The sequence below is a fragment of the Allobranchiibius sp. GilTou73 genome, from assembly GCF_021391335.1.
GTDB lineage: Bacteria > Actinomycetota > Actinomycetes > Actinomycetales > Dermatophilaceae > Allobranchiibius > Allobranchiibius huperziae.
In genome coordinates, this window is the sequence record NZ_CP090051.1 from 1124882 (window position 1) to 1144152 (window position 19271).

Below are 19271 nucleotides of genomic sequence, written 5' to 3' on the forward strand. Positions count from 1 at the left end.
GATCTCAGTGGCAGGCCTTCCCGGGTGTGGGCGCGACATCGAGCGCCGGGTTCTGGTCGAAGAAACCCGCCGGCTTCAGCCAGAACGAGACGGTGTCGGCCGGCATCACCGGCCACTCCTCCATCCGGGGCACATGGTGGATGCCGAAGGTGTACCAGAGCACCACGTCGGTGTCCTCGATCGACCGGTCTGCACTCGTCCAGGCGGGCAACCCTTCGTCGACCGTGCTCTGGTTGACGAATTCGCCGCAGGGCCAACGCTCCTCGGCGTCGTACGGCGTCACCCACACGGCGTGCTCGAGGACGCGCGCCCGCGCCAGCACGGGGGAGTCGGGGTCGAACATCGGCGGCACCGCGGCACCCGGCACGAGCTTGTACGCGACCGGCCCGCCCACCTTGTTGGTGCGGCCCGGGTTGGTGACCTTCCAGGACCGCTGGGTGGACCACTCGTAGTCCTGGCGGCCCTCGGACTCGGTGCGCAGCGGCACATTCGCCTGGGTGAGCGCGAGACCGTAGGGATTGCCGGAATCCGTCGGCAGCCGTTGCGTTTCGGACATCACGACGGTGTTGCCCGCGGTGTCCGGGTCGCCGTCCGCGTCGATCGCCAGATCGAGGCGGGCCACGATGAAGTGCTGATGGATCGGCGCGTAGGTCTGGTGGTCCACGACGGTGCCGTACGGCGGCGGGGTGTCACCGTCGTACGGGGTGGTCACCATGATCCCGGTGGCGCGCACCTCGCACTCGATGTTGCCGTCCTCGTAGAAGCGCCAGTAGACGAGGTACTCGTAGTTGGCGACGGTGACGTGGAACGACACGACCAGCCGGCGCATCCGGCGCACCTGCGCGCCGGCCCGCTCGTCGACGTGCTTCCACAGGACAGCGGCGTCCTCCTCGTGCAGGCAGATCGCCTGCGGGATCTCACGCGGCTCGCCGGCGGTGTCGTGCAGGGTGGCGTCGACGTAGACGATCTCGCCCAGGCAGTCGCAACCCAGCTCCAGCGACCGGGTCATGAAGCCCAGGCCCCACTCGCCGATGTCGTACGCCGTGCGGCGCACGTGGTTGGGCGTGGGATCGCGGTAGGGCACCACCATCTCGGCGAACGACAGCCGGTCGGCGATGGAGCGCACCCGTGGCCGCCCGCCCTCGTCGACGCCGTCCTCGTAGCCGACCCGGTGCAGCACCAGGCCCTCGCGGTAGTTGAAGCCGAGTCGCAGTCGCCAACGCTGCCAACGCAATTCGTTGCCCCGCAACTGGAAGCTCACCCCATCGGGCTGGGTGATCTCCAGCAGCGTGCGGTCGGTGCGGGCGGCGTATCCGGCGATGTGCTCGGGCGCGTACTCACCGTCGACGGGCGCGAACCCGTTCGGCAGCGACGCGGGTGCACCGGGGTCCTCGATCTCCAGCAACTCCATCGTGTTCATGTCCACGATGAGCTTCAGGCCGCTGACCGGGTGCGCGTACGGGTTGGACGTGGGCGCGTCTCGCACCCAGACGTCGCACCAGCCGACCCGGCGGCCGCGATACTGCTCGGGCACCAGGAAGCCGCCGTAGGTCCACAGGTCGATCAGCACCAGTGACATGTCGGTCACGCCACGACTCGCGAGCGCCGCCGCCACAGAGGGGTGTTCGCGCATCGCGTGGTCGCAGTCGTGCCACTCGTCGGTGGTGGCGTTGGGCTGGTGACCGGGCACGGCCTCCCACGAGAGCACCCGGTCCTCGGTGATCGAGACGACGCCCTTGTACGCCGTCCCGTCGGCCCGGTCCCAAAGGACGACGCGAGCCTCGCGCGCGATGTCCTGTCCCGGTTCGAACCCGCGGACCAGATCCTTCGACGGCTCGCGCAGCTCCACCGACGCAACACGCCACCCCGGCCCGAATCCCTTGTCACGCCGCAGGATCGCCGTGGTGGCCCGGAACTCCTCTGCCGACAGGGGGTCGAGCGGATGGGCCGTGCTCGTGGTGGCGGCGTCGGTCACGGTGCTCCTGGCGGCTGGTGGGGGTGCGCTGCGCCCAGCATCGCACCGCGCGCGCACTCCCGTACGGGGGCGGCCTCGGAGCACGCACCGCTGCCAGCGAGGGCCTAAGACTTTGGATCGGTCAGGGTTAGGACTCAGTCCTGTAGTCCTACGGCGCGGGTGGGCAGTGCACTGGGGGAGTCCGCACATCCCAGGTGTCGGGGCAGGGCCCGACGCAGACGGAGGAATCCGATGACCACCACACGCATCTCCCGACGAACCGGCATCGCGCTCGGTGTCGCCGCAGCACTCGTCGCATTCCCCACGGCCCAGCAGTCTGCATCGGCTGTCGGCCTCGGGCACGCCCCCGCTGCGTCGCCGAGCGCGACGCTGCCGGCCACGGGGAACGCGATCGGCTGGACCGCTGCCGTGCAGCACCAGACCGGTCGCGACGACGACCACGCCCGGCTGGTGATGGTCTCTCCGGCGGGCGGGACCGTCCAGGTGGGCGACGTCTCGGACGACGCGCGCATCGAGGACGTCACCCTCGGAGGCCGTTACGTGATCACGGCCCGGGAGGTCTTCGGCAGCACCTCGCAGGGCGACCAGACGCGGGTGACGGCGTGGGACACGCACACCCGGAAGCCGTACAACTTTCGACTCGCCGGCACCGGCTACACGCTGGCATTCGCAGGCAACGGCATCCTGGTGGCACCGGCCTCGGGCAAGGGGGTCACCGTCCGCACCTTCGCGGGAACGGTCCGGACCCGCTACGCCGACGTCCCGGTCGCGACCGGTGGCCCGCGTGGCATCGCGGTGTCGCCCGACGGGCGCACCCTGCTCCAGAGCGGGAAGCAGCTCTACCTGCGGGACGCCGCGACGGGGAAGGTCACCAGGACGGTGAACCCGCCCTCGCCGGCCGTCAACGGGTCGTGCGACCCCACGCGGTCCTGGACGCCGGGCTCGTTCGTCCTCGCATGCCGCGGGTCCGGGGCCGGCGACGATCGCACCTACCGGGTCGGGTCCGACGGCGCCGTCACGGCCCTCGCCGGACCGGGTCAGGCGGCCGGCGGCATCTGGCCCACCTCGGGCGGCATCGTGACGAACGTCGGCGGCGAGGTCGACTCGGGGCCGTTCGTGCTGCACACTGCGAAGGGGAACCGCACCCTTCCCCTGGGGTCCTACGCGGAGCCGACGGGGAGTCGCGGACCGTCTCTGACCGTCGTGTCGGACATCGCGAACGGCGGCACGGTGTTCACCTACGACGTGACCACCGGTACGCGCCGGACCCTCGCCGGTACGTCGGCGACCGGAGGCGGGCGGTACACCAGCGGTCAGACGATCGACGGCAACCAGTAGGGCCGGTTCTGCAGGCCGCCGCGTGCCCACCCACCCGGTCCGGGTGGGTGGGCGCGTCGCGTCCGAGGCCGCGATCGTCGGGCATGGAGAAAGTCTTAGTTGAGCGGAATTGACTCAACTTTCCCTGCGTTGCATCTGGCAGATGACCGAAGACGATTCCGTAACGGGTGGCCGAGTGGCACGCTCGGAGCGGAGCGTCGTACACAGCTGTCCGACCAGGGAGATCATGTGGACCTTCAACTGACCACCAAGGCGCAGGAGGCGGTCTCGACCGCCGTCCAGGGCGCCTCGAGCGCCGGCAACCCGCAGGTGGAGCCGGCGCACCTGCTGCTCGCACTCGCCGAGCAGACCGAGACGACGACCGCACCGCTGCTGGAGGCGGTCGGGACGACGACCACGGCGGTGGCTGCCACCGCGCGTACGGCGATCGCCGCGTTGCCGGCCGCGACCGGGAGTTCGGTCGCGCAACCGAGCATGTCGCGCACGTTCGTCAACGTGCTGGAGCAGGCCCGCGCCGCGATGACCGCGATGGGCGACACCTTCACCTCCACCGACCACCTGCTGCTGGCGCTCGCCCGCACGGGTGAGTTCGGCCTGGACGCCGACTCGATCCAGGCCGCCGTACCCGCGACCCGCGGCGGCGCGAAGGTGACGTCGGCGCAGCCGGAGGGCACCTTCGACGCGCTGGAGAAGTACGGCACCGACCTGACCGCCGTCGCGCGCGAGGGCAAGCTCGACCCGGTCATCGGGCGCGACTCGGAGATCCGGCGGGTGGTGCAGGTGCTGTCGCGCCGCACCAAGAACAACCCGGTCCTGATCGGCGAGCCCGGCGTCGGCAAGACCGCTGTGGTCGAGGGTCTGGCGCAACGGATCGTGGCCGGCGACGTGCCGGAGTCGTTGCGCGACAAGCGACTGGTGAGCCTCGACCTCGGCGCGATGGTGGCGGGGGCGAAGTTCCGCGGCGAGTTCGAGGAGCGGCTCAAGGCCGTGCTGGAGGAGATCAAGAACGCCGGCGGCCAGGTCGTCACGTTCATCGACGAGTTGCACACCGTCGTCGGGGCGGGCGCGACCGGCGAGGGCGCGATGGACGCCAGCAACATGCTGAAGCCGATGCTGGCGCGCGGCGAACTGCGGCTGGTCGGCGCGACCACGCTCGATGAGTTCCGTGAGCACATCGAGAAGGACCCCGCACTGGAGCGGCGCTTCCAGCAGGTCTATGTCGGCGAGCCCAGCGTCGAGGACACCATCGCGATCCTGCGCGGGCTGAAGGAGCGCTACGAGGCGCACCACAAGGTGGCGATCGCGGACGCGGCGCTCGTCGCGGCGGCGTCCCTGTCGGACCGCTACATCACTGCGCGGCAGCTGCCGGACAAGGCGATCGACCTCATCGACGAGGCGGCGTCCCGACTGCGGATGGAGATCGACTCCTCCCCGGTCGAGATCGACGAGCTGCGGCGCGCGGTGGACCGGCTGCGGATGGAGGAGCTGCACCTGCAGAACGAGAGCGACGCGGCGTCCAAGGACCGGCTCGAGCGGCTGCGTGCCGACCTGGCCGACCGTCAGGAGCAGCTCGCGGCGCTCAACGCCCGGTGGGAGTCGGAGAAGGCCGGCTTGAACAGGGTCGGCGACCTCAAGGCGCAGATCGACGAATTGCGCACCCAGGCAGACCGGTTGGAGCGGGACGGCGACCTCGGTGAGGCGTCCAAGATCCGCTTCGGCGACCTGCCGGCGCTGGAGGAGCAGCTCGAGCACGCGCAGGCCGCCGAGGCGACGTCGTCCACGGCCGGCGCGACCGGCGAGGGGCTGATGGTCAAGGACGAGGTCGGCGCCGACGACATCGCCGAGGTCATCTCCGCGTGGACCGGCATCCCGGCCGGGCGGCTGCTCGAGGGGGAGACCGAGAAGCTGCTGCGGATGGAGGAGTTCCTCGGCGAGCGGCTGATCGGTCAGACCGCGGCCGTCCAGTCGGTATCGGACGCCGTACGCCGCTCGCGTGCCGGTGTCGCCGACCCCGACCGGCCGACCGGGTCGTTCCTCTTCCTCGGACCCACCGGTGTCGGCAAGACCGAGTTGGCCAAATCGCTCGCGGACTTCCTCTTCGACGACGAGCGCGCGATGGTGCGCATCGACATGTCGGAGTACTCCGAGCGGCACGCGGTCGCGCGGTTGATCGGCTCACCGCCCGGGTACGTCGGCTACGAGGAGGGCGGTCAGCTCACCGAGGCGGTGCGGCGGCGGCCCTACTGCGTGGTGCTTCTGGACGAGGTCGAGAAGGCGCACCCGGAGACGTTCGACATCCTGCTGCAGGTGCTGGACGACGGTCGGCTGACCGACGGGCAGGGTCGCACTGTCGACTTCCGCAACGTCATCCTGATCATGACCAGCAACCTCGGCTCGCAGTTCCTGATCGACCCGATGCTGTCGCAGGAGGCCAAGCGCGAATCGGTGATGACCGCCGTCCGCACCTCGTTCAAGCCGGAGTTCCTCAACCGGCTGGACGAGGTCGTCATCTTCGACCCGCTGTCGAAGGCGGAGTTGGCGCGCATCGTGGACCTGCAGGTCGCGGCCCTGGGCCGGCGCCTGTCGGATCGGCGCATCTCGCTGGAGGTGACCGACTCGGCTCGTCAGTGGCTGGCCGACGAGGGCTACGACCCGGCGTACGGCGCGCGGCCGCTGCGGCGACTGGTGCAGAAGGAGATCGGCGACCGGCTGGCGAAGGCGATCCTCGCCGGAGACGTGCTCGACGGCGCGACCGTCACGGTCGACAAGCCGCAGGGCGAGCCGAGCCTCACCCTCGCCTGACCGCCCTAGGAGTCGGTTGTCCGCACTTCCGTGTACCCGTCGACACGAATCTGCGGACAACCGGCGAGCGCGCAGCGGGTCAGGCGGTGCCGACCAGGAGTCCGGCCAGCAGATCGGGCACCTCGTACGGCGTCATGTGGCCGATGCCGTCGAGCACCTCCAGGCGGGCACCCGGGATCTCGCTCGCCAGGGCGGTGCCGAGCCGTTTGGAGGTGAGCCGGTCGCGGGTGCCGACCACCACGGTCACCGGCACCTTCGCCAGCGTCGCGGCGGCAGCGGTCTCGTCGTGCTGCATCAAGGCCCCGTGGAAGGCGCCGAACGCGCGCATCGACGTCCGGGCGGTGAGCGCGCGCGAGCTCTCCAGCAGCGCGGGGTCGGGGTCCTTGCCGTAGAGCGTGCGCTGACCCTTCAGGGTCACCAGCCTGCCCATCCGCCCGGGAGTGCGGGCGAGCAGCTGCATGGCGACGGCCTCGCCGCGCACCCCGGCGCCGGTGAGACCGCTGATGGCGGTCGAGGTCAGCAGCACCCGCTGCACCCGCCCGTCGAACGCGCCGGGGTGCGCTCCTGCGTACGCCATCACGCTCATCCCGCCCATCGAGTGACCCCCGAGGATGAGCGGTGACCCGGCCGGCACGCACTGGTCGATGACGGCGTCGAGGTCGGATCCGAGACGTCGCACGGACTCGTCCTTCGGGCGTTTGCTGCCCCGTCCGAACGTCGAATGCCCGTGTCCCCGCTGGTCGTACGTCACCACTCTCAGGTCGCGCGGCAGCCGCTCGGCCACGAGGTCCCAGGACTGGTGCGCGAGGGTCCACCCGTGCGAGAGGACCACCGTGGTCGCCTCGGGGTCGGGGGGTTCGCGGACGTACGCCGCGAGGCGGGCCCCGTCGGCGGTGGTCACGGTGCGATGGGCGAATGTCGTTGTCGGCACGAGGGGCAGCCAACCACGGCCGCGCCACCGGCGCCGGTCGCGGGCCCCGACGCGGAACCCGCGCAGCCGGTCCGGACGTCGGAGCAGGAGTTCCTTTCCCTACTCGCGCGTATAGGTTGACCGCATGCAACGACGCACCGCCCTGTCCGCGGCCGGCTCCACCCTGCTGGTCGGTGCTCTCACGCTCACCGGATGCAGCAGCACCTCAGGTAAGGCGGCGGCCAGGACCACCGCGGGGGAGACGGCCGTGCAGCGGCTGCAGGCGGTGAAGAAGGTGGTGGACGCCGCGACCGGCTTCCACATCGAGCTCTCCTCGGCGAACGTCCCCTCGACGGCCAGCGGCCTGTTGTCCGGCAGCGGTGACGGCTCGCACGCCCCCGCCTTCAAGGGGGCTCTCAGGGTCCAGATCGCTGGCGCCAATGCCAGCGTCCCCGTCGTCGCGATCGGCAACGTCGTCTACGCCAAGCTGCCGTTCGCGAAGGCCTACTCCACGATCAACCCCTCGACGTACGGCGCGCCCGACCCCAACGTGCTCTTCTCGTCCGGCCCGGGCGGCCTGTCGGCGCTGCTCCCCATCACCCAGGGCGCCGCGTACGGATCTCAGAAGCGCGACGGCAGCGAGACCGTGCAGACCATCACCGGCACGCTGCCCTCGAGCGCCGTGCACAAGACCCTGGGCTTCGGCAAGGACTCCACCGGCCTCAACTACAACGTGGAGTACGAGATCACCAGCACGAACGAACTGCGCCAGGTCCGCGTGACCGGCCCGTTCTACACGGCCGGCGGCACTACGTCGTACCTGACGCGCTTCACCAAGTACGGCGAGAAAGTCGATGTCAGCAAGCCCTCGTAGGTCAACCGCCGAGAGAAGCCCGAAGGCGCTCCTCGGGGTCGCCTCGATCGCCGTGGCGCTCGCAGCCGCCGACACCTACGTCGTCGTCCTCGCGCTCACCGACATGATGACCGGCGTCGGGGTCGGCATCGACTCCCTGCAGAAGGCGACCCCGATCATCTCCGGCTTCCTGCTGGGCTACGTCGCCGTGCTCCCGCTGATCGGCCGGCTCGCCGACCTGTTGGACCGGCAGCGGATCCTGCTCGGCTGCCTGGCCATCTTCGTGGTGGGCTCGGCGATCACCGCCATGGCACCGGAGCTGTCCGTGCTGGTCGTCGGCCGTGTGTTGCAGGGTCTCGGCGGTGGCGGGCTCGTCCCCGCCACCCTCGCCCTGGTCGCCCAGCTGTGGCCGCCCGGCAAACGCGGCACACCGCTCGGCGTGGTCGGCGCCGTCCAGGAGATCGGCAGCGTGGTGGGCCCGCTGCTCGGCGCCCTCATCCTGACGATCTGGGACTGGCGCGCGATCTTCTGGGTGAACGCCGTGGCAGGGGTGCTGCTCTCGGTCGCCGTCCGGGTCATCGGGGGACCGGTGCGTCCGACGCCCGGCACCCGCCCGCGTTGGTGGCGGCCCGTCGCGGCGGTCACCGCGGTCGCCGGCGTGGCCGGCGCCGTCCTGCTCACGCTCGCCCTGACCGCGCCCTCGGCGCTCACCTCCTCGATCCGCTGGGGCGGCCCGTTCGTGCCGTACGGCGCGCACACCTCCCGGATGATCACGCCGATCGGGGTGTGGGCGATGATCGCGCTCGCCATCGCGCTCGTGCTGACCGTCCCGCTCCTGTGGCGCACCTTCGCCCGGGTCGACCTGCCGGGCGCCGCGCTGATCGGCGTCGCGCTGGGCGCCCTCATCCTCACCTTCGCCACGTCCGACCCCTCCAAGCAGGTGATCGGCCCGCTCGGTCTGTGGCTGCTGCCCGTCGCGGCCGTCGCCGCCGGGCTCTTCGTCTGGCGGCAACGGACCGTCTCCGACCCGCTCGTCGCACCCGGCGTCGTACGCCGGCGGGTCACCCCTGCGCTCGCGTGCTCGCTCTTCGCCGGCACCGCGCTGGTGTCGATCGTGGTCGACGTCCCGCTGCTCGCGCAGCTCACCGTCGCGCACAGCACCGAGCGCGACGGCGCCCTCATCCTGTTGCGCTTCCTCGTCGCCGTGCCGGTCGGCGCACTCGTGGGCGGTCTGCTGCTGCACCGGTTCGGGCCCGGGTTGATCGCTCCGGTCGGCCTCGCGGTCGCTGCGGTCGGTCTGCTCGTGATGTCCACGTGGGGCAACGGGTCACTGGAGAGCCTGCCCGCGTGGTTCGTGCTGATCGCGGTGGGATTCGGCATCGGGTTGTCGATCGCGCCCATCAACGACGCGGCCCTGCACGATGCCGCCCCCGATCAGCAGGGCGTCGTCTCGGCGCTGGTCGTGGTGAGCCGGATGATCGGGATGGTGGTGGGTCTCGATCTGCTGACGGCGCTCGGCCTGCACCAGTTCTACGACCGGGTCGCGCAGATCCCGAATGCCACCGACACGCAGATCGCCGCCGCGGCCGTCGTGCAGGTGCAGACCATCTTCCTGGGCGCCGCATTTTTTGTTTTTACAGTAGCCACGACAGTGCGGGACACCATGGTCTTGTGAGCCTGGCCCAGCTGAGAGAATGATGCTTGTAGCCCAGAATTCAAGAAGGTTGTTTATTTTAAAGGCTAATTATAAATAGGCCGGGTATTCAAAACATGAAATGAAAATTTGAAAGTAGAAGGAATGAACAACAGGTTCACAGCAATTTTCCAGATACCCATAATGTGAAAACACAGAGTCATGATGGAAAGGTGAATACAAGATATGTTTGCAGGGATGTTTCTTTGTGTATTTTAAGGTTACCAGAAATTGTATGTTTTAATAACAGTATTTTTTTCTTAGTAAAGAAACAAAGTTTTTTCATGTTGGATTAAAATGATCTATTGTCAAAATAATGTGTTCAGAAAGTGAAAGTAGAAGCTATAGAAATATTAGAAGTTGGGTGTGGCACTGCCTGTCCTTAAAAGATGTGAAATGTATCAAATGTTGAGAACACAAAGGTAACAGTAAAATTAGAAGTACAGAGTTTTGAAAGATGTCAGTTTTGTGGTTTTATACAGGGAGAGCCAAAAAACAGGTTTTTTTAGATATGAAAGAAGTTTGTAAAGACACAAAGTTAAAGAAAGCCCAAAAGTGTAAGATAAATGAACTGACAAAATAAGTCTCATGCTAAAGTGTAGAAATGAGAAGACTCATGCCAGAAATGAGTTGTAGCTAAGATCTGGAAGCATGGGTGTTTAAAACGTGCCTGGCATGTGATCTGTAGATACAGCAGTAGCAGTGTTGATGTATTTTCAGAGGCATGGAAAATGGGTAGACAAGATTGCTTTAAAGCCAGCCAGGCTCAAGATTCAAAAATAAAAAGTTACTAGTCTTGGCTGGCTGTTGTTAAAAGTCTTAAAAAAAATGTAGTGTTTCTGTAGCTGAATTTTTGGTGGCAAAATCTCTATGCTAAAAGCGGGAAGACAGTCAGGCAGGCTGTGGAGCCCAGGCATGGCATTGCTTGCACAAGTGCTTTGCAGGCGAGAAATGGCTCTTAAAAATAAATATAAACGGTGCCTTGGGATCCCAGGTGGGATGCCAAAGGCATCAGCCTGCCAGCAACAAACAGCTTCTGGGAGAAATGTGGTAGTTAGCAGCTGTGTAAAAAGTTTGTTTTGGTGACGACCGCGCCCGCGACCAGGTGCGTCTGCACGCCGTCGGAGCCGAGGACGGTCAGATGCCACACCCGCAGGCTCTCGTCGTAGACGCCGCGGGTCACCTGCGCGTCGAACTGCACGTCCTTGCGCACGTCGTACTTCTCCACGACGTAGAGCAGGTAGTCCTGGATCTCATCGGCGGTGGCGTAGGCGCGTGACCAGTACGGGTTCGGCTCGAAGGAGAAGGAGTAGAGGTGGCTCGGCACGTCGCACGCGCACCCGGGGTAGAGGTTGTCCCGCCAGGTGCCGCCGATGTCGTGCGCCTTCTCCAGGACGGTGAACGAACGGCCCGACCGCTGCAGGGCGATCGCCATCCCGATGCCGGAGAAGCCGCTGCCGATGATGACGACATCGTGATCGACCGGGGTCTGCATGGGGTCCATGACCGGTCAGGCTACCCACGCGTACGACGGGTGCGGGGACCTCGGGAGTCAGGTGGTTCTCGCCGATTGCTCGCCGAATCATCAGACGGGGTATCTATGATCCGCCTGTGTCATTGGTCGGGGGACCCCTGCTGGTCGTCGTCGGTATCGCCCTGGTCGTCGTAACGGTCGGGGCCGTCATGGGAGGTCCCCGGTGGGGGCCTCGGTGGGTCGGCGTCGTACAGCGCACGGTCCTGGTCCTCAGCGCGCAGGTGGTCGCGCTCGTCATGGTCGGTCTCGCCGTCAACGACTGGGGTTCGTTCTACGGGTCCTGGTCCGACCTGTTCGGCGGGTCCACCGGTGTCGTCACCACCGCGGCCGGTGGCCACTCCGCCTGGGATGAATCCCACGCGGGCGGGGGCGCACCCGCGCTGCAACCCACCCACTGGTCCGATGCGAAGCAGTACGCACAGAAGGGTGAGCTCGGTGCCGTCGAGCTGGCCGGGCGGCGCTCCGGCCAGCGCGCCCGCGCCCTGATCTATCTCCCGCCGCAGTACTTCGACGCGGCGGACTCGTCTGCACGCTTCCCCGTCGTCGAGGTCTTTCCGGGATACCCCGGGGAGGTGCAGCAGCTGGTCACGCGATTGGGCTTCCCGAGCGCCCTGCTCGACGGCATCCGGGCCCACCGTCTGCGACCGATGATCCTGGTCATGTTGAACCCGTCACTGGTGCTGCCCCGCGACACCGAGTGCACGAACGTCCCCGGCGGCCCGCAGGTCGTCACATTCCTCACGCAGGACGTGCCCGCCGACCTCCATGCCAATCTGCGTGTCACGTCCGGCGGCTGGGGGGTCATGGGACAGTCGACCGGCGGGTACTGCGCCGCGAAGCTGGCGATGATGGCACCGCACCAGTTCGTCACCGCCGTCTCGCTCTCGGGGTACTACAACGCACGTCACGACTCCACCACGGGAGACCTGTGGGGCGGGAGCACCGAGCGGCGTGACCTCAACGACCTGGACTGGCGACTGGCCCACCTGCCCGCCCCGGCGATCTCGCTCCTGGTCACGATCGGCTCCCTCGAACCCGGCATCGAAGGCCTGCCGGGAGCGCAGCAGTTCATCGGCCTGGTCCGGCCCCCGATGACGGCCCGACTGGTCGTGGTGAAGAACGGCGCGCACAACTTCCACGACTACCAGTCCGTGCGCGGGACCGCCCTTGCATGGTTGTCGGACCACCTGGGTGCAGCGGGATCGCAGCAGCCGGCGTTCCAGGCGCAAGGACGCCAGGGCGATCCGCGACCGGGCTGAGAGTCCCAGCACCCATTTCCCGTCAGGCTCCCAGCAAGCAGCGTCACGATGGGGCCCGCCCGCCGACCGCACTTGATGGGACTCACATGACGACGACCGCGAACGCTTCCTTGGGAGCTCGTCTGCGACGGGCCTGGGGCGACCACCTCGACGACGGGGAGCAGTCCGCCACGCTGGCGTGGGCGTCGTTCGCCGGGACGTTCGTCGGCGTCCGTGCCCTCACCCATTGGCTGCGCGACGGCCACGGACCCAGCGGCGGCGGTATCAGCGTGGGCGGCCGGCACTTCCACCACTACAACATCGGGATCGCGCTCCTGACCGGCATCGGAGCCGTTGCGATTCGGGGCGAGGAAAAGCACCGTCGCCACCCCAGCACGGCTCTCGCGTACGGAATCGGTACGGCCCTGATCGCTGACGAGGCAGCGCTGCTGATCGATCTGCAGGACGTCTACTGGGCCAAGCAGGGACGCCTCAGCGTCGACGTCGCGGTGAGTGCCATCGCGCTCGGCGGTCTGGCCATCGCCGGGTCCGGCCTGTGGCCGACCGCGGTGCGGGAGATCCGTAGGACGCCGTCCGCGGCACGGTGATCCGGTCACGGTCGCTGCCGGAGCCGCACGTGCCCGTGACTCATCGGCGGGTACGTTCGGGTCTCCCGTCCCGAGGAGTGCGATCCGCGTGACCGACGACCGAAGCGCCGACTGGCGCGCGCGATGTGCTGCGCAGTGGGCCGACACCATCGCGAGCGTCCTCGCAACGACCTACCCGTACGGCGCCGCGCACCAGTCGTTGGGGCCGGACGACGTCGATGTCACGCCGGACCGTCTGCACCCGGCGTTCCACGGCTGCCTCGATTGGCACTCGTCGGTGCACATGCAGTGGTCGGCGGTGCGGCTGCTCACCCTTGCACCGGAGCAGCTCGGCACCGAGCGTCGTGCGCGGCTGCGGGCCGTCCTCGACGCGCGGCTCACCTCTGAGCACCTGGCTCGGGAGGCGGCGTACCTGCGCGAGCGCCCGAGCTTCGAGCGGCCCTACGGCTGGGGCTGGGCCGCCGCGCTCGCGCTCGCGGCCGAGCAGTCCGAGGAGCCCGGCGCGCATGGTTGGGCGCTCGCGACCCGTCCGCTCTTCGACGTAGTCGCCGATCTGGTGCTGGCGTGGCTGCCTCGACTCGCCTATCCGGTGCGGCACGGCACGCACGCCAACACGGCGTTCGCGCTTGCTCTGGTGCACGAGGCGGCATCCGCGTTGGGGCGTCCCGGCGTGGCCGACGCCATCGCGGCACGCGCTCGCGAATGGTTCGGCGCGGACCGCGGCTACCCGGTGGCGTGGGAGCCGGGCGGCAGCGACTTCCTGTCGCCCGCCCTCTGCGAAGCCGACCTGATGGGACGGGTGCTGCCGGCGCCGGAGTACGAGGCGTGGCTGGCGGCGTTCCTGCCCGGGCTCGGCGCACCGGAAGACCCGCTGCTGGAGCTGCCCGAGGTGCGGGACCGCTCCGACGGGCATGCGGTGCACCTCTTCGGCCTCGCCCTGTCGCGTGCCTGGCAGCTTCGCCGTCTGCAGGGCCTGCTTCCGCCGGACCGGTCCGGTCGCGTGGCCCAGGCGAGCGCACGGCAGGTCGCGCACGTCGAACGCGAGATCGTGGCGGGCGATTTCATGTCGACCCACTGGCTGGTGTCGTTCGCCCTGCTCGCGGCGACCGCCTGACCGGGTCGTCCATGGCGCTCAGTGCCGGTACGGCCCCGGCGCGTAGTTGTTCTGCTGGACCACGATCGTCTGGTGGTGCTCGGCGCCGCACGCCATCACCAGCGCCACGATCCAGCCGATGAACGACCATCCGAGCAGGAAGTTGACCAGGCCGATCGCCAACTGGTTGGACTTGCCGCGCGTCGCCGCGATCGCCCACGGCAGCATGTAGAAGAACGTGATCACCGCGACGACCCAGGCGACCACGATGAGGGCGGTATTCGGCGCCGGACGGGCCACCATCGTCGTCGAGCCGTACGCGTACTGCGGCGCGTACCCCTGGACGGGTCCGTAGCCCGGGGCCGGATGTTGCGCATAGCCCGGCGACGGGTACCCGTGGCCCTGCTGCGGGTGTGCCTGACCCTGCTGCGGATACCCCTGCTGCGGATACCCCTGGACGGGCTGGGACGCCGGGGATTCGAAGACCACGGCACCCGAGTGCCCACCCTGCGGATCGGTGGGCGGCTGCTGCGGTTTGCGCAGCGGGATCGGGTTGGTGTGCGGCGTCTGCGGGATGCCCCGTGTGCGGTCGTCGTCGGTCATTTGCGTCCCCCTGGAGGCGATCGATGTGGCCAGCTTAGGCGCCGGCGGACGCGTCGGTCCGAGCTCAGTCCAGGTCGACCAGCACGGGCGCGTGGTCCGAGGCGCCCTTGCCCTTGCGCTCCTCGCGGTCGATGGACGCCCCGGTCACCCGGGCGGCGAGCGCGGGGGAGCACAGTGCGAAGTCGATGCGCATCCCCTGCTTCTTGGGGAAGCGCAGCTGCGTGTAGTCCCAGTAGGTGAAGGTGCGCGGCTCGGAGGTGTACGGGCGCACCACGTCCGCGTACCCGGCGTCCACGATGCCCTGGAACGCGGCCCGCTCGGGCGGGGTCACATGGGTGCGCCCCTCGAAGAACTCGGTGTCCCACACGTCGGCGTCCGTGGGTGCGATGTTCCAGTCACCGGCCAGCGCGATCTGATCCTGCGGGTCGTCGGCGAGCCACTTCGCCGCGTCGACCCGCAGTCGTTCGAGCCAGTCGAGCTTGTAGTCGTAGTGCTCGTGCCCGACCTCGCGGCCGTTGGGCACGTAGAGCGACCACACGCGGACGCCGCCGCAGGTCACCCCCAGTGCGCGAGCCTCGCTCACCGCCGGGCCGCCGTACGTCGGCATGTCCTCGAAACCGACCTGCACGTCCTCGATGCCGACGCGGGAGATGACCGCCACGCCGTTCCACTGGTTGTAGCCGACGTGCGCGAGCTCGTAGCCGGCCGCCTGCACCGGCATGGCCGGGAACTGGTCGTCGCGGCACTTGGTCTCCTGCAGCATCAGTACGTCGAGATCGTGACGCTCCAGCACCCCCATGACGCGGTCGATGCGGGAGCGGACGGAGTTGACGTTCCAGGTCGCGATACGCACGCGAGCCACCCTAATGACCCGCCCCGACACCCGCCGGTGGCGCGGTCGGACCTCCCGACCGGTGGTCCGACGCCGGCGGAACCGCGGCTCTGCGCGATGGTGGGCAGGGCGGCAGGCGGTGTGAAGACAAGTTGGAAATTAGTGAACTAATTGTCTGTTAATGTACAAAATGTCTGGCACCGTTCGAGTGCCGGTGCGGCGGTTCGACTGTCGCGATCCTTTCGAGTTCGGAGCATCCATGAGCCAGCACACGACCCCGCCGTCCGGTCAGCCGACGGACGTCACCAGCTTCGCCGACCTGGGCAAGGACCTGTGGTCCTACCTCACCGGTCGCGGCGCCGCGATCGACTACCAGTTCGTCGACATGACCGTCGAGGTGCCGAAGACCACCGGTGCGGACGCCGCGCGCGCCTCCTGGAAGCTCAACGGCACCCTGCGCATCACCACCTCGGAGAAGGCCACCGCCAAGTGACGCGCACCGAGGGCAGTCGCGAACGGCCGCTCTCGGTGACCGCCAATCTGGACATCGAGATCGACGGCGTCTTCTCCCATCTCGCGGGTGATGGTCGGCGGATGGTCCTGCACAGCGAGCACCCCCAGGCGATGTGGTCCGCGCTCACCCAGGCGTCGTTGCCGGACTCGGTCGGGGACGTGAGCGGTCCGCGTGCGATCGGTCGGCTGGCCCGCGCCATGGCCGATGCCGAGCTTCATCTCGATGTCGAGGGCCCTCGCGGAGTGATCGTGAGCATCGGGGACGGAGAGCGGTCAGTCATCGGTCGCGTCGTCACCGGCAGCGCGGCCGTCCGGCCCCGGTCGGCGCGCTCTCTCCTGCCGTTCCTCGGCGTGGCTGCACGACGGGTCGTACGTCGTACGTGATCCCTTCACCGAGGGGATGGAACATGCTCGAGGGGTGGGGACAGGTCCCCACCCCTCGAGCGTTTCTCTGTCCCTGGACGGGATCAGTCGGTCTCGACCACGAAGTCCCAGGACACCGCCGCACGGCGCCAATCCGGTGCCCACTTGATGACGCCCTCACCCGTGGGCATCGAGGTGCGCAGCTGGAACGTCGTCGACCGCCCGGCGGCCAGCACCGCCGGCGGTTTGCGTGACCCCGCGAGGCGCACGGCGTACGTCGCCCCGAGGTGATCGCTCGTCCCGAAGTCCGACACCCGCACCGGCACCGGCAACGCGCCGGCGTGCAGCGTCACGGTGAAGGTGCATGTCGTGGACGGGGTTTCGTACGGCAGCCCCTCGGCGGGGACTGCCGGTCCGACGACCGTGGCGCGCACCGTGCCCCCGGATGCAGGGCGCACGTCGACCGTGTCGCCCTGGGCCGCCAGTGCGGGACGGGTCGGGGTGCCGACCGCCACATCACCGGCGCGGACCGGGTCCGGCGGCAGCCAGGACGGCAGGCTCCCGTAGGTCTGCGGGGCCGCCGGATGGGTGGCGGTGTGACCGGAGCCAGCCGATCCGCAGCCGCCCAGCGCAGCCACTGTGAGAGCCCCGCCGGCCAGCGCGAGGGCGACGCGCCCGCAGGTACGACGCGCGTATGCGCCGTACCTGCGGGCCGGTGCGTCGCTCACCAAACGCGCCGAGCGTTGTTGAAGACGTCGCGACCGAACGGCGTCAGACCCGCCTGGGCGGCGAACCCGAGGTGGCCCTTGCCGTCCAGCCCGCCCGACACGGTGCCGACGGTCAGCGGCGTGTGGTCCTTGCCCTGGCCGACACCGAAGATGTCCTCCATGGTGCGCAACCAGCTGTAGTGGTTGTAGTACGTCGTGCTCGAGCTGCCCGGCTTGATGTACGGGCTGATCAGCACGCTGCCGGTGTCGCCGCCGCCGGGCGTCGCGTCCTTCGCGTCGTACAACGGGTCGGCCGTCTGACCGGCGGCCAGCTGGCCGGGCGCACCTTCGGCGCTGAGCGAGACCGAGCTCACCGCACCGGTCGGGGTGACGGGCTTGCCGTTCTCGTCCACCAGCTGGAAGGAGCCGTCGATGACCGAGCCCTTCGGCGAGGCGGCCGGTTGCGGGCCGGTGTCGCTCACCGTGCCGACGAAACTGCCCGCCGGGATCGGACTCGCGCCGCCAGGGCCGGTCTTGTCGGTCGTGTCGGTGACCTCACGCCCGGTGTCGTCCGCCACGATCGAGCTGTCCAGCACGTACGACGAGCTCGCGCCCGCCGCTGCGCCGTCCGTGCGCGCTCCAGGTGTGTCACCCGAGCCGCCGCGAACGATTCCCGGCACACAGTTCGCCGGCACTCGGGTGGGAGTGGTCTGGGTGCAGGCCGGCGGTCGGTCGATGAAACCGTTGTCGCCGGGGCCGGGGAAGAGCTGGTTGCCCGAGGCGTCGGTCTGCAGCGTGGAGTTCGGACCGGTCGGCTCGGTGTCCACGTTGCGTCCGTTGATGTTCTGCCCGGCCGCGTCCGCCGTGATGCCTGCGGTCGCGTTCGGCTGGTCGCCCTGGGTGGGCCCGTAGGAGTTGGCGTTGTTGAAGCTGTTGCCGGTGTAGGTGAACGGCGGGTTGGCCTCGTCGAACGTGACGTCGATCAGACCGCCGTCCTTGAAGGCCGGCGACTTCTCGATCATCGACACGTAGTACTTGAGGAAGAGGTCGGAGGCGTAGAGACCGCCGGTGTAGTTCTTCGGCGTCGTCGACTCCGGGTTCGGGGTGGGCGACTGGTAGATCGGCTGGCCGGTGGAGGAGAAGGACCCGGACAGGTTGTTGCCCTTGCAGATCGCGTCGTGCGCGTCGCTGCAGTTGTTCGGCGTGATCCAGGAGAACGCCGGGGTGGTCGAGGACTTCTGCAGGTCGTGGAAGAGCCCGTTGCCGGAGTTGTCCAGGTTGGCGATGTGCTTGGAGTCGCAGTCCGAGCCACCGCCGGCCGGCGTCGTCAACCCCGGGGTGGTGCTTCCGTCGGCGTTCTTGGTGCCGGTCACGCCGTGGAACCACGGGAAGGGGAAGTGCTTGGCGACGTACTGGTCGTTCGCCTGGGCGCCGGTGAGGCTGGTGACGCCCGGCGGCAGCGGGTGTGCCGGGTCGGCGCTCATGTAGCGGGGGTTGGTCGTGGGGTCGTTCGCCGAGGTGCCCGGACCGCCGCAGGCCGCGTCCTCGCGGCCGGCCTGGTTGCCCAGGTCCTGCGCGTAGCCCTTCCAGCTCTCGTGCGCCGCGTCGAGCTGGTTGAAGAGGGTCGGAGTGTCGCGGGGGTAGGTGCAGCCGTTCAGTCCGTTGACGGCGTTCGCCTTCGCCGGTGAGGCGACCTGGCCTCGGTCGACGCCCGTCCTGACGATGTCCTTGTTGCTACCGAAGTCGAAGTCCTTGACGCTGCAGTCCGATTGGGTGTCCTGCTCGGGCGCCTGCCCGGACACCATCGAGATGTAGTTGTCCTGGCTGTAGTGCCCGGTGCCGTAGTAGTTCTTCAGCAGGACGCCCTGGCTGGGCAGGGTCTTCCACAGGTAGCTGTTCTGGTTGAGGCCGGTGAACGTCGCGTCGTACGACTTGTTCTCCAGGATGATCAGCCAGACGTGCTTGATCTGCCCGGGACGCAGGCCCGTGCTGGAGATCGTGAGGCCCTTCTGGACCGTGGGGGTGGACGCCGCGGACGTGGCCGCGAGGCCGCCGCTGACCAGCGCAGTGGCGACGACGGCGGTCACGCCCCGTCGCTTCCACCGGCTGAATGTCGTGAGGGTTCGCATGATGGCCTGTCTAACGACTGTGCATTCGCGCTCGCCACCGTCGTTTGCTGAACCCGGCGTGAACGATGCGTGAACCGTCC

16 protein-coding genes are annotated in these 19271 nt (G+C 68.4%); 9 read left to right on the forward strand and 7 right to left on the reverse strand.

Annotation, left to right across the window (positions count from 1 at the left end; all coding sequences use genetic code 11):
- Positions 1-4: 4 nt before the first annotated feature.
- Positions 5-1975, reverse strand: a complete 1971-nt coding sequence (locus LVQ62_RS05655; RefSeq protein WP_233766286.1) for a primary-amine oxidase — start codon at positions 1973-1975, stop codon at positions 5-7.
- Between the two features lie 231 nt (positions 1976-2206).
- On the opposite strand from LVQ62_RS05655, the gene LVQ62_RS05660 reads away from it, so the two are divergent.
- Both LVQ62_RS05660 and clpB read left to right on the forward strand, forming a co-directional pair.
- Positions 2207-3313: a hypothetical protein gene (locus tag LVQ62_RS05660; RefSeq protein WP_233766288.1), complete on the forward strand. Its 1107-nt coding sequence runs from the start codon at positions 2207-2209 to the stop codon at positions 3311-3313.
- Positions 3314-3541: 228 nt separating this feature from the next.
- Positions 3542-6115, forward strand: a complete 2574-nt coding sequence (clpB, locus tag LVQ62_RS05665; RefSeq protein WP_233766290.1) for an ATP-dependent chaperone ClpB — start codon at positions 3542-3544, stop codon at positions 6113-6115.
- Positions 6116-6194: 79 nt separating this feature from the next.
- Here clpB and LVQ62_RS05670 read toward each other — a convergent pair whose 3' ends face one another.
- Positions 6195-7046 carry an alpha/beta fold hydrolase gene (locus LVQ62_RS05670; RefSeq protein WP_233766293.1) on the reverse strand — a complete coding sequence of 284 codons (852 nt, stop codon included), beginning with the start codon at positions 7044-7046 and terminating at the stop codon, positions 6195-6197.
- A gap of 124 nt (positions 7047-7170) precedes the next feature.
- On the opposite strand from LVQ62_RS05670, the gene LVQ62_RS05675 reads away from it, so the two are divergent.
- Both LVQ62_RS05675 and LVQ62_RS05680 read left to right on the forward strand, forming a co-directional pair.
- Positions 7171-7899 carry an LppX_LprAFG lipoprotein gene (locus LVQ62_RS05675; protein ID WP_233766295.1) on the forward strand — a complete coding sequence of 243 codons (729 nt, stop codon included), beginning with the start codon at positions 7171-7173 and terminating at the stop codon, positions 7897-7899.
- Between the two features lie 52 nt (positions 7900-7951).
- Complete coding sequence (locus tag LVQ62_RS05680; RefSeq protein ID WP_233766297.1) at positions 7952-9553, forward strand: MFS transporter; 1602 nt, start codon at positions 7952-7954, stop codon at positions 9551-9553.
- Positions 9554-10625: 1072 nt separating this feature from the next.
- Here LVQ62_RS05680 and LVQ62_RS17735 read toward each other — a convergent pair.
- Entirely contained in the window at positions 10626-11075 is a 450-nt protein-coding gene (locus LVQ62_RS17735; RefSeq protein ID WP_233766299.1) for an NAD(P)/FAD-dependent oxidoreductase, read from the reverse strand.
- Positions 11076-11182: 107 nt separating this feature from the next.
- Between LVQ62_RS17735 and LVQ62_RS05690 the strand changes: the two genes are divergently transcribed.
- From LVQ62_RS05690 to LVQ62_RS05700, 3 genes are all read left to right on the forward strand, one after another.
- Entirely contained in the window at positions 11183-12364 is a 1182-nt protein-coding gene (locus LVQ62_RS05690; protein ID WP_233766301.1) for an esterase family protein, read from the forward strand.
- 86 nt (positions 12365-12450) lie between these two features.
- Positions 12451-12951 (forward strand): hypothetical protein, encoded by a 501-nt coding sequence (locus LVQ62_RS05695; RefSeq protein WP_233766303.1) that lies wholly within the window; start codon positions 12451-12453, stop codon positions 12949-12951.
- A gap of 88 nt (positions 12952-13039) precedes the next feature.
- Positions 13040-14065: a DUF2891 family protein gene (locus tag LVQ62_RS05700; RefSeq protein WP_233766305.1), complete on the forward strand. Its 1026-nt coding sequence runs from the start codon at positions 13040-13042 to the stop codon at positions 14063-14065.
- Between the two features lie 18 nt (positions 14066-14083).
- On the opposite strand, the gene LVQ62_RS05705 is transcribed toward LVQ62_RS05700, so the two are convergent.
- Complete coding sequence (locus LVQ62_RS05705; RefSeq protein ID WP_233766308.1) at positions 14084-14647, reverse strand: superinfection immunity protein; 564 nt, start codon at positions 14645-14647, stop codon at positions 14084-14086.
- Between the two features lie 64 nt (positions 14648-14711).
- The gene (locus LVQ62_RS05710) at positions 14712-15500 is read right to left on the reverse strand and encodes an exodeoxyribonuclease III (RefSeq protein WP_233766310.1); all 789 of its coding nucleotides are present in this window, start codon (positions 15498-15500) and stop codon (positions 14712-14714) included.
- Between the two features lie 238 nt (positions 15501-15738).
- Between LVQ62_RS05710 and LVQ62_RS05715 the strand changes: the two genes are divergently transcribed.
- A complete protein-coding gene (locus LVQ62_RS05715; RefSeq protein WP_179483110.1) occupies positions 15739-15972 on the forward strand; it encodes a hypothetical protein in 234 nt (77 codons plus the stop codon).
- Complete coding sequence (locus LVQ62_RS05720; RefSeq protein WP_233766316.1) at positions 15969-16376, forward strand: hypothetical protein; 408 nt, start codon at positions 15969-15971, stop codon at positions 16374-16376. The genes LVQ62_RS05715 and LVQ62_RS05720 overlap by 4 nt, the downstream gene beginning before the upstream one ends.
- 83 nt (positions 16377-16459) lie before the next feature.
- On the opposite strand, the gene LVQ62_RS05725 is transcribed toward LVQ62_RS05720, so the two are convergent.
- A complete protein-coding gene (locus LVQ62_RS05725) occupies positions 16460-17083 on the reverse strand; it encodes a hypothetical protein (RefSeq protein ID WP_233766318.1) in 624 nt (207 codons plus the stop codon).
- Positions 17080-19191: an alkaline phosphatase family protein gene (locus LVQ62_RS05730; protein WP_233766321.1), complete on the reverse strand. Its 2112-nt coding sequence runs from the start codon at positions 19189-19191 to the stop codon at positions 17080-17082. The genes LVQ62_RS05725 and LVQ62_RS05730 overlap by 4 nt, the downstream gene beginning before the upstream one ends.
- Positions 19192-19271: the final 80 nt, after the last annotated feature.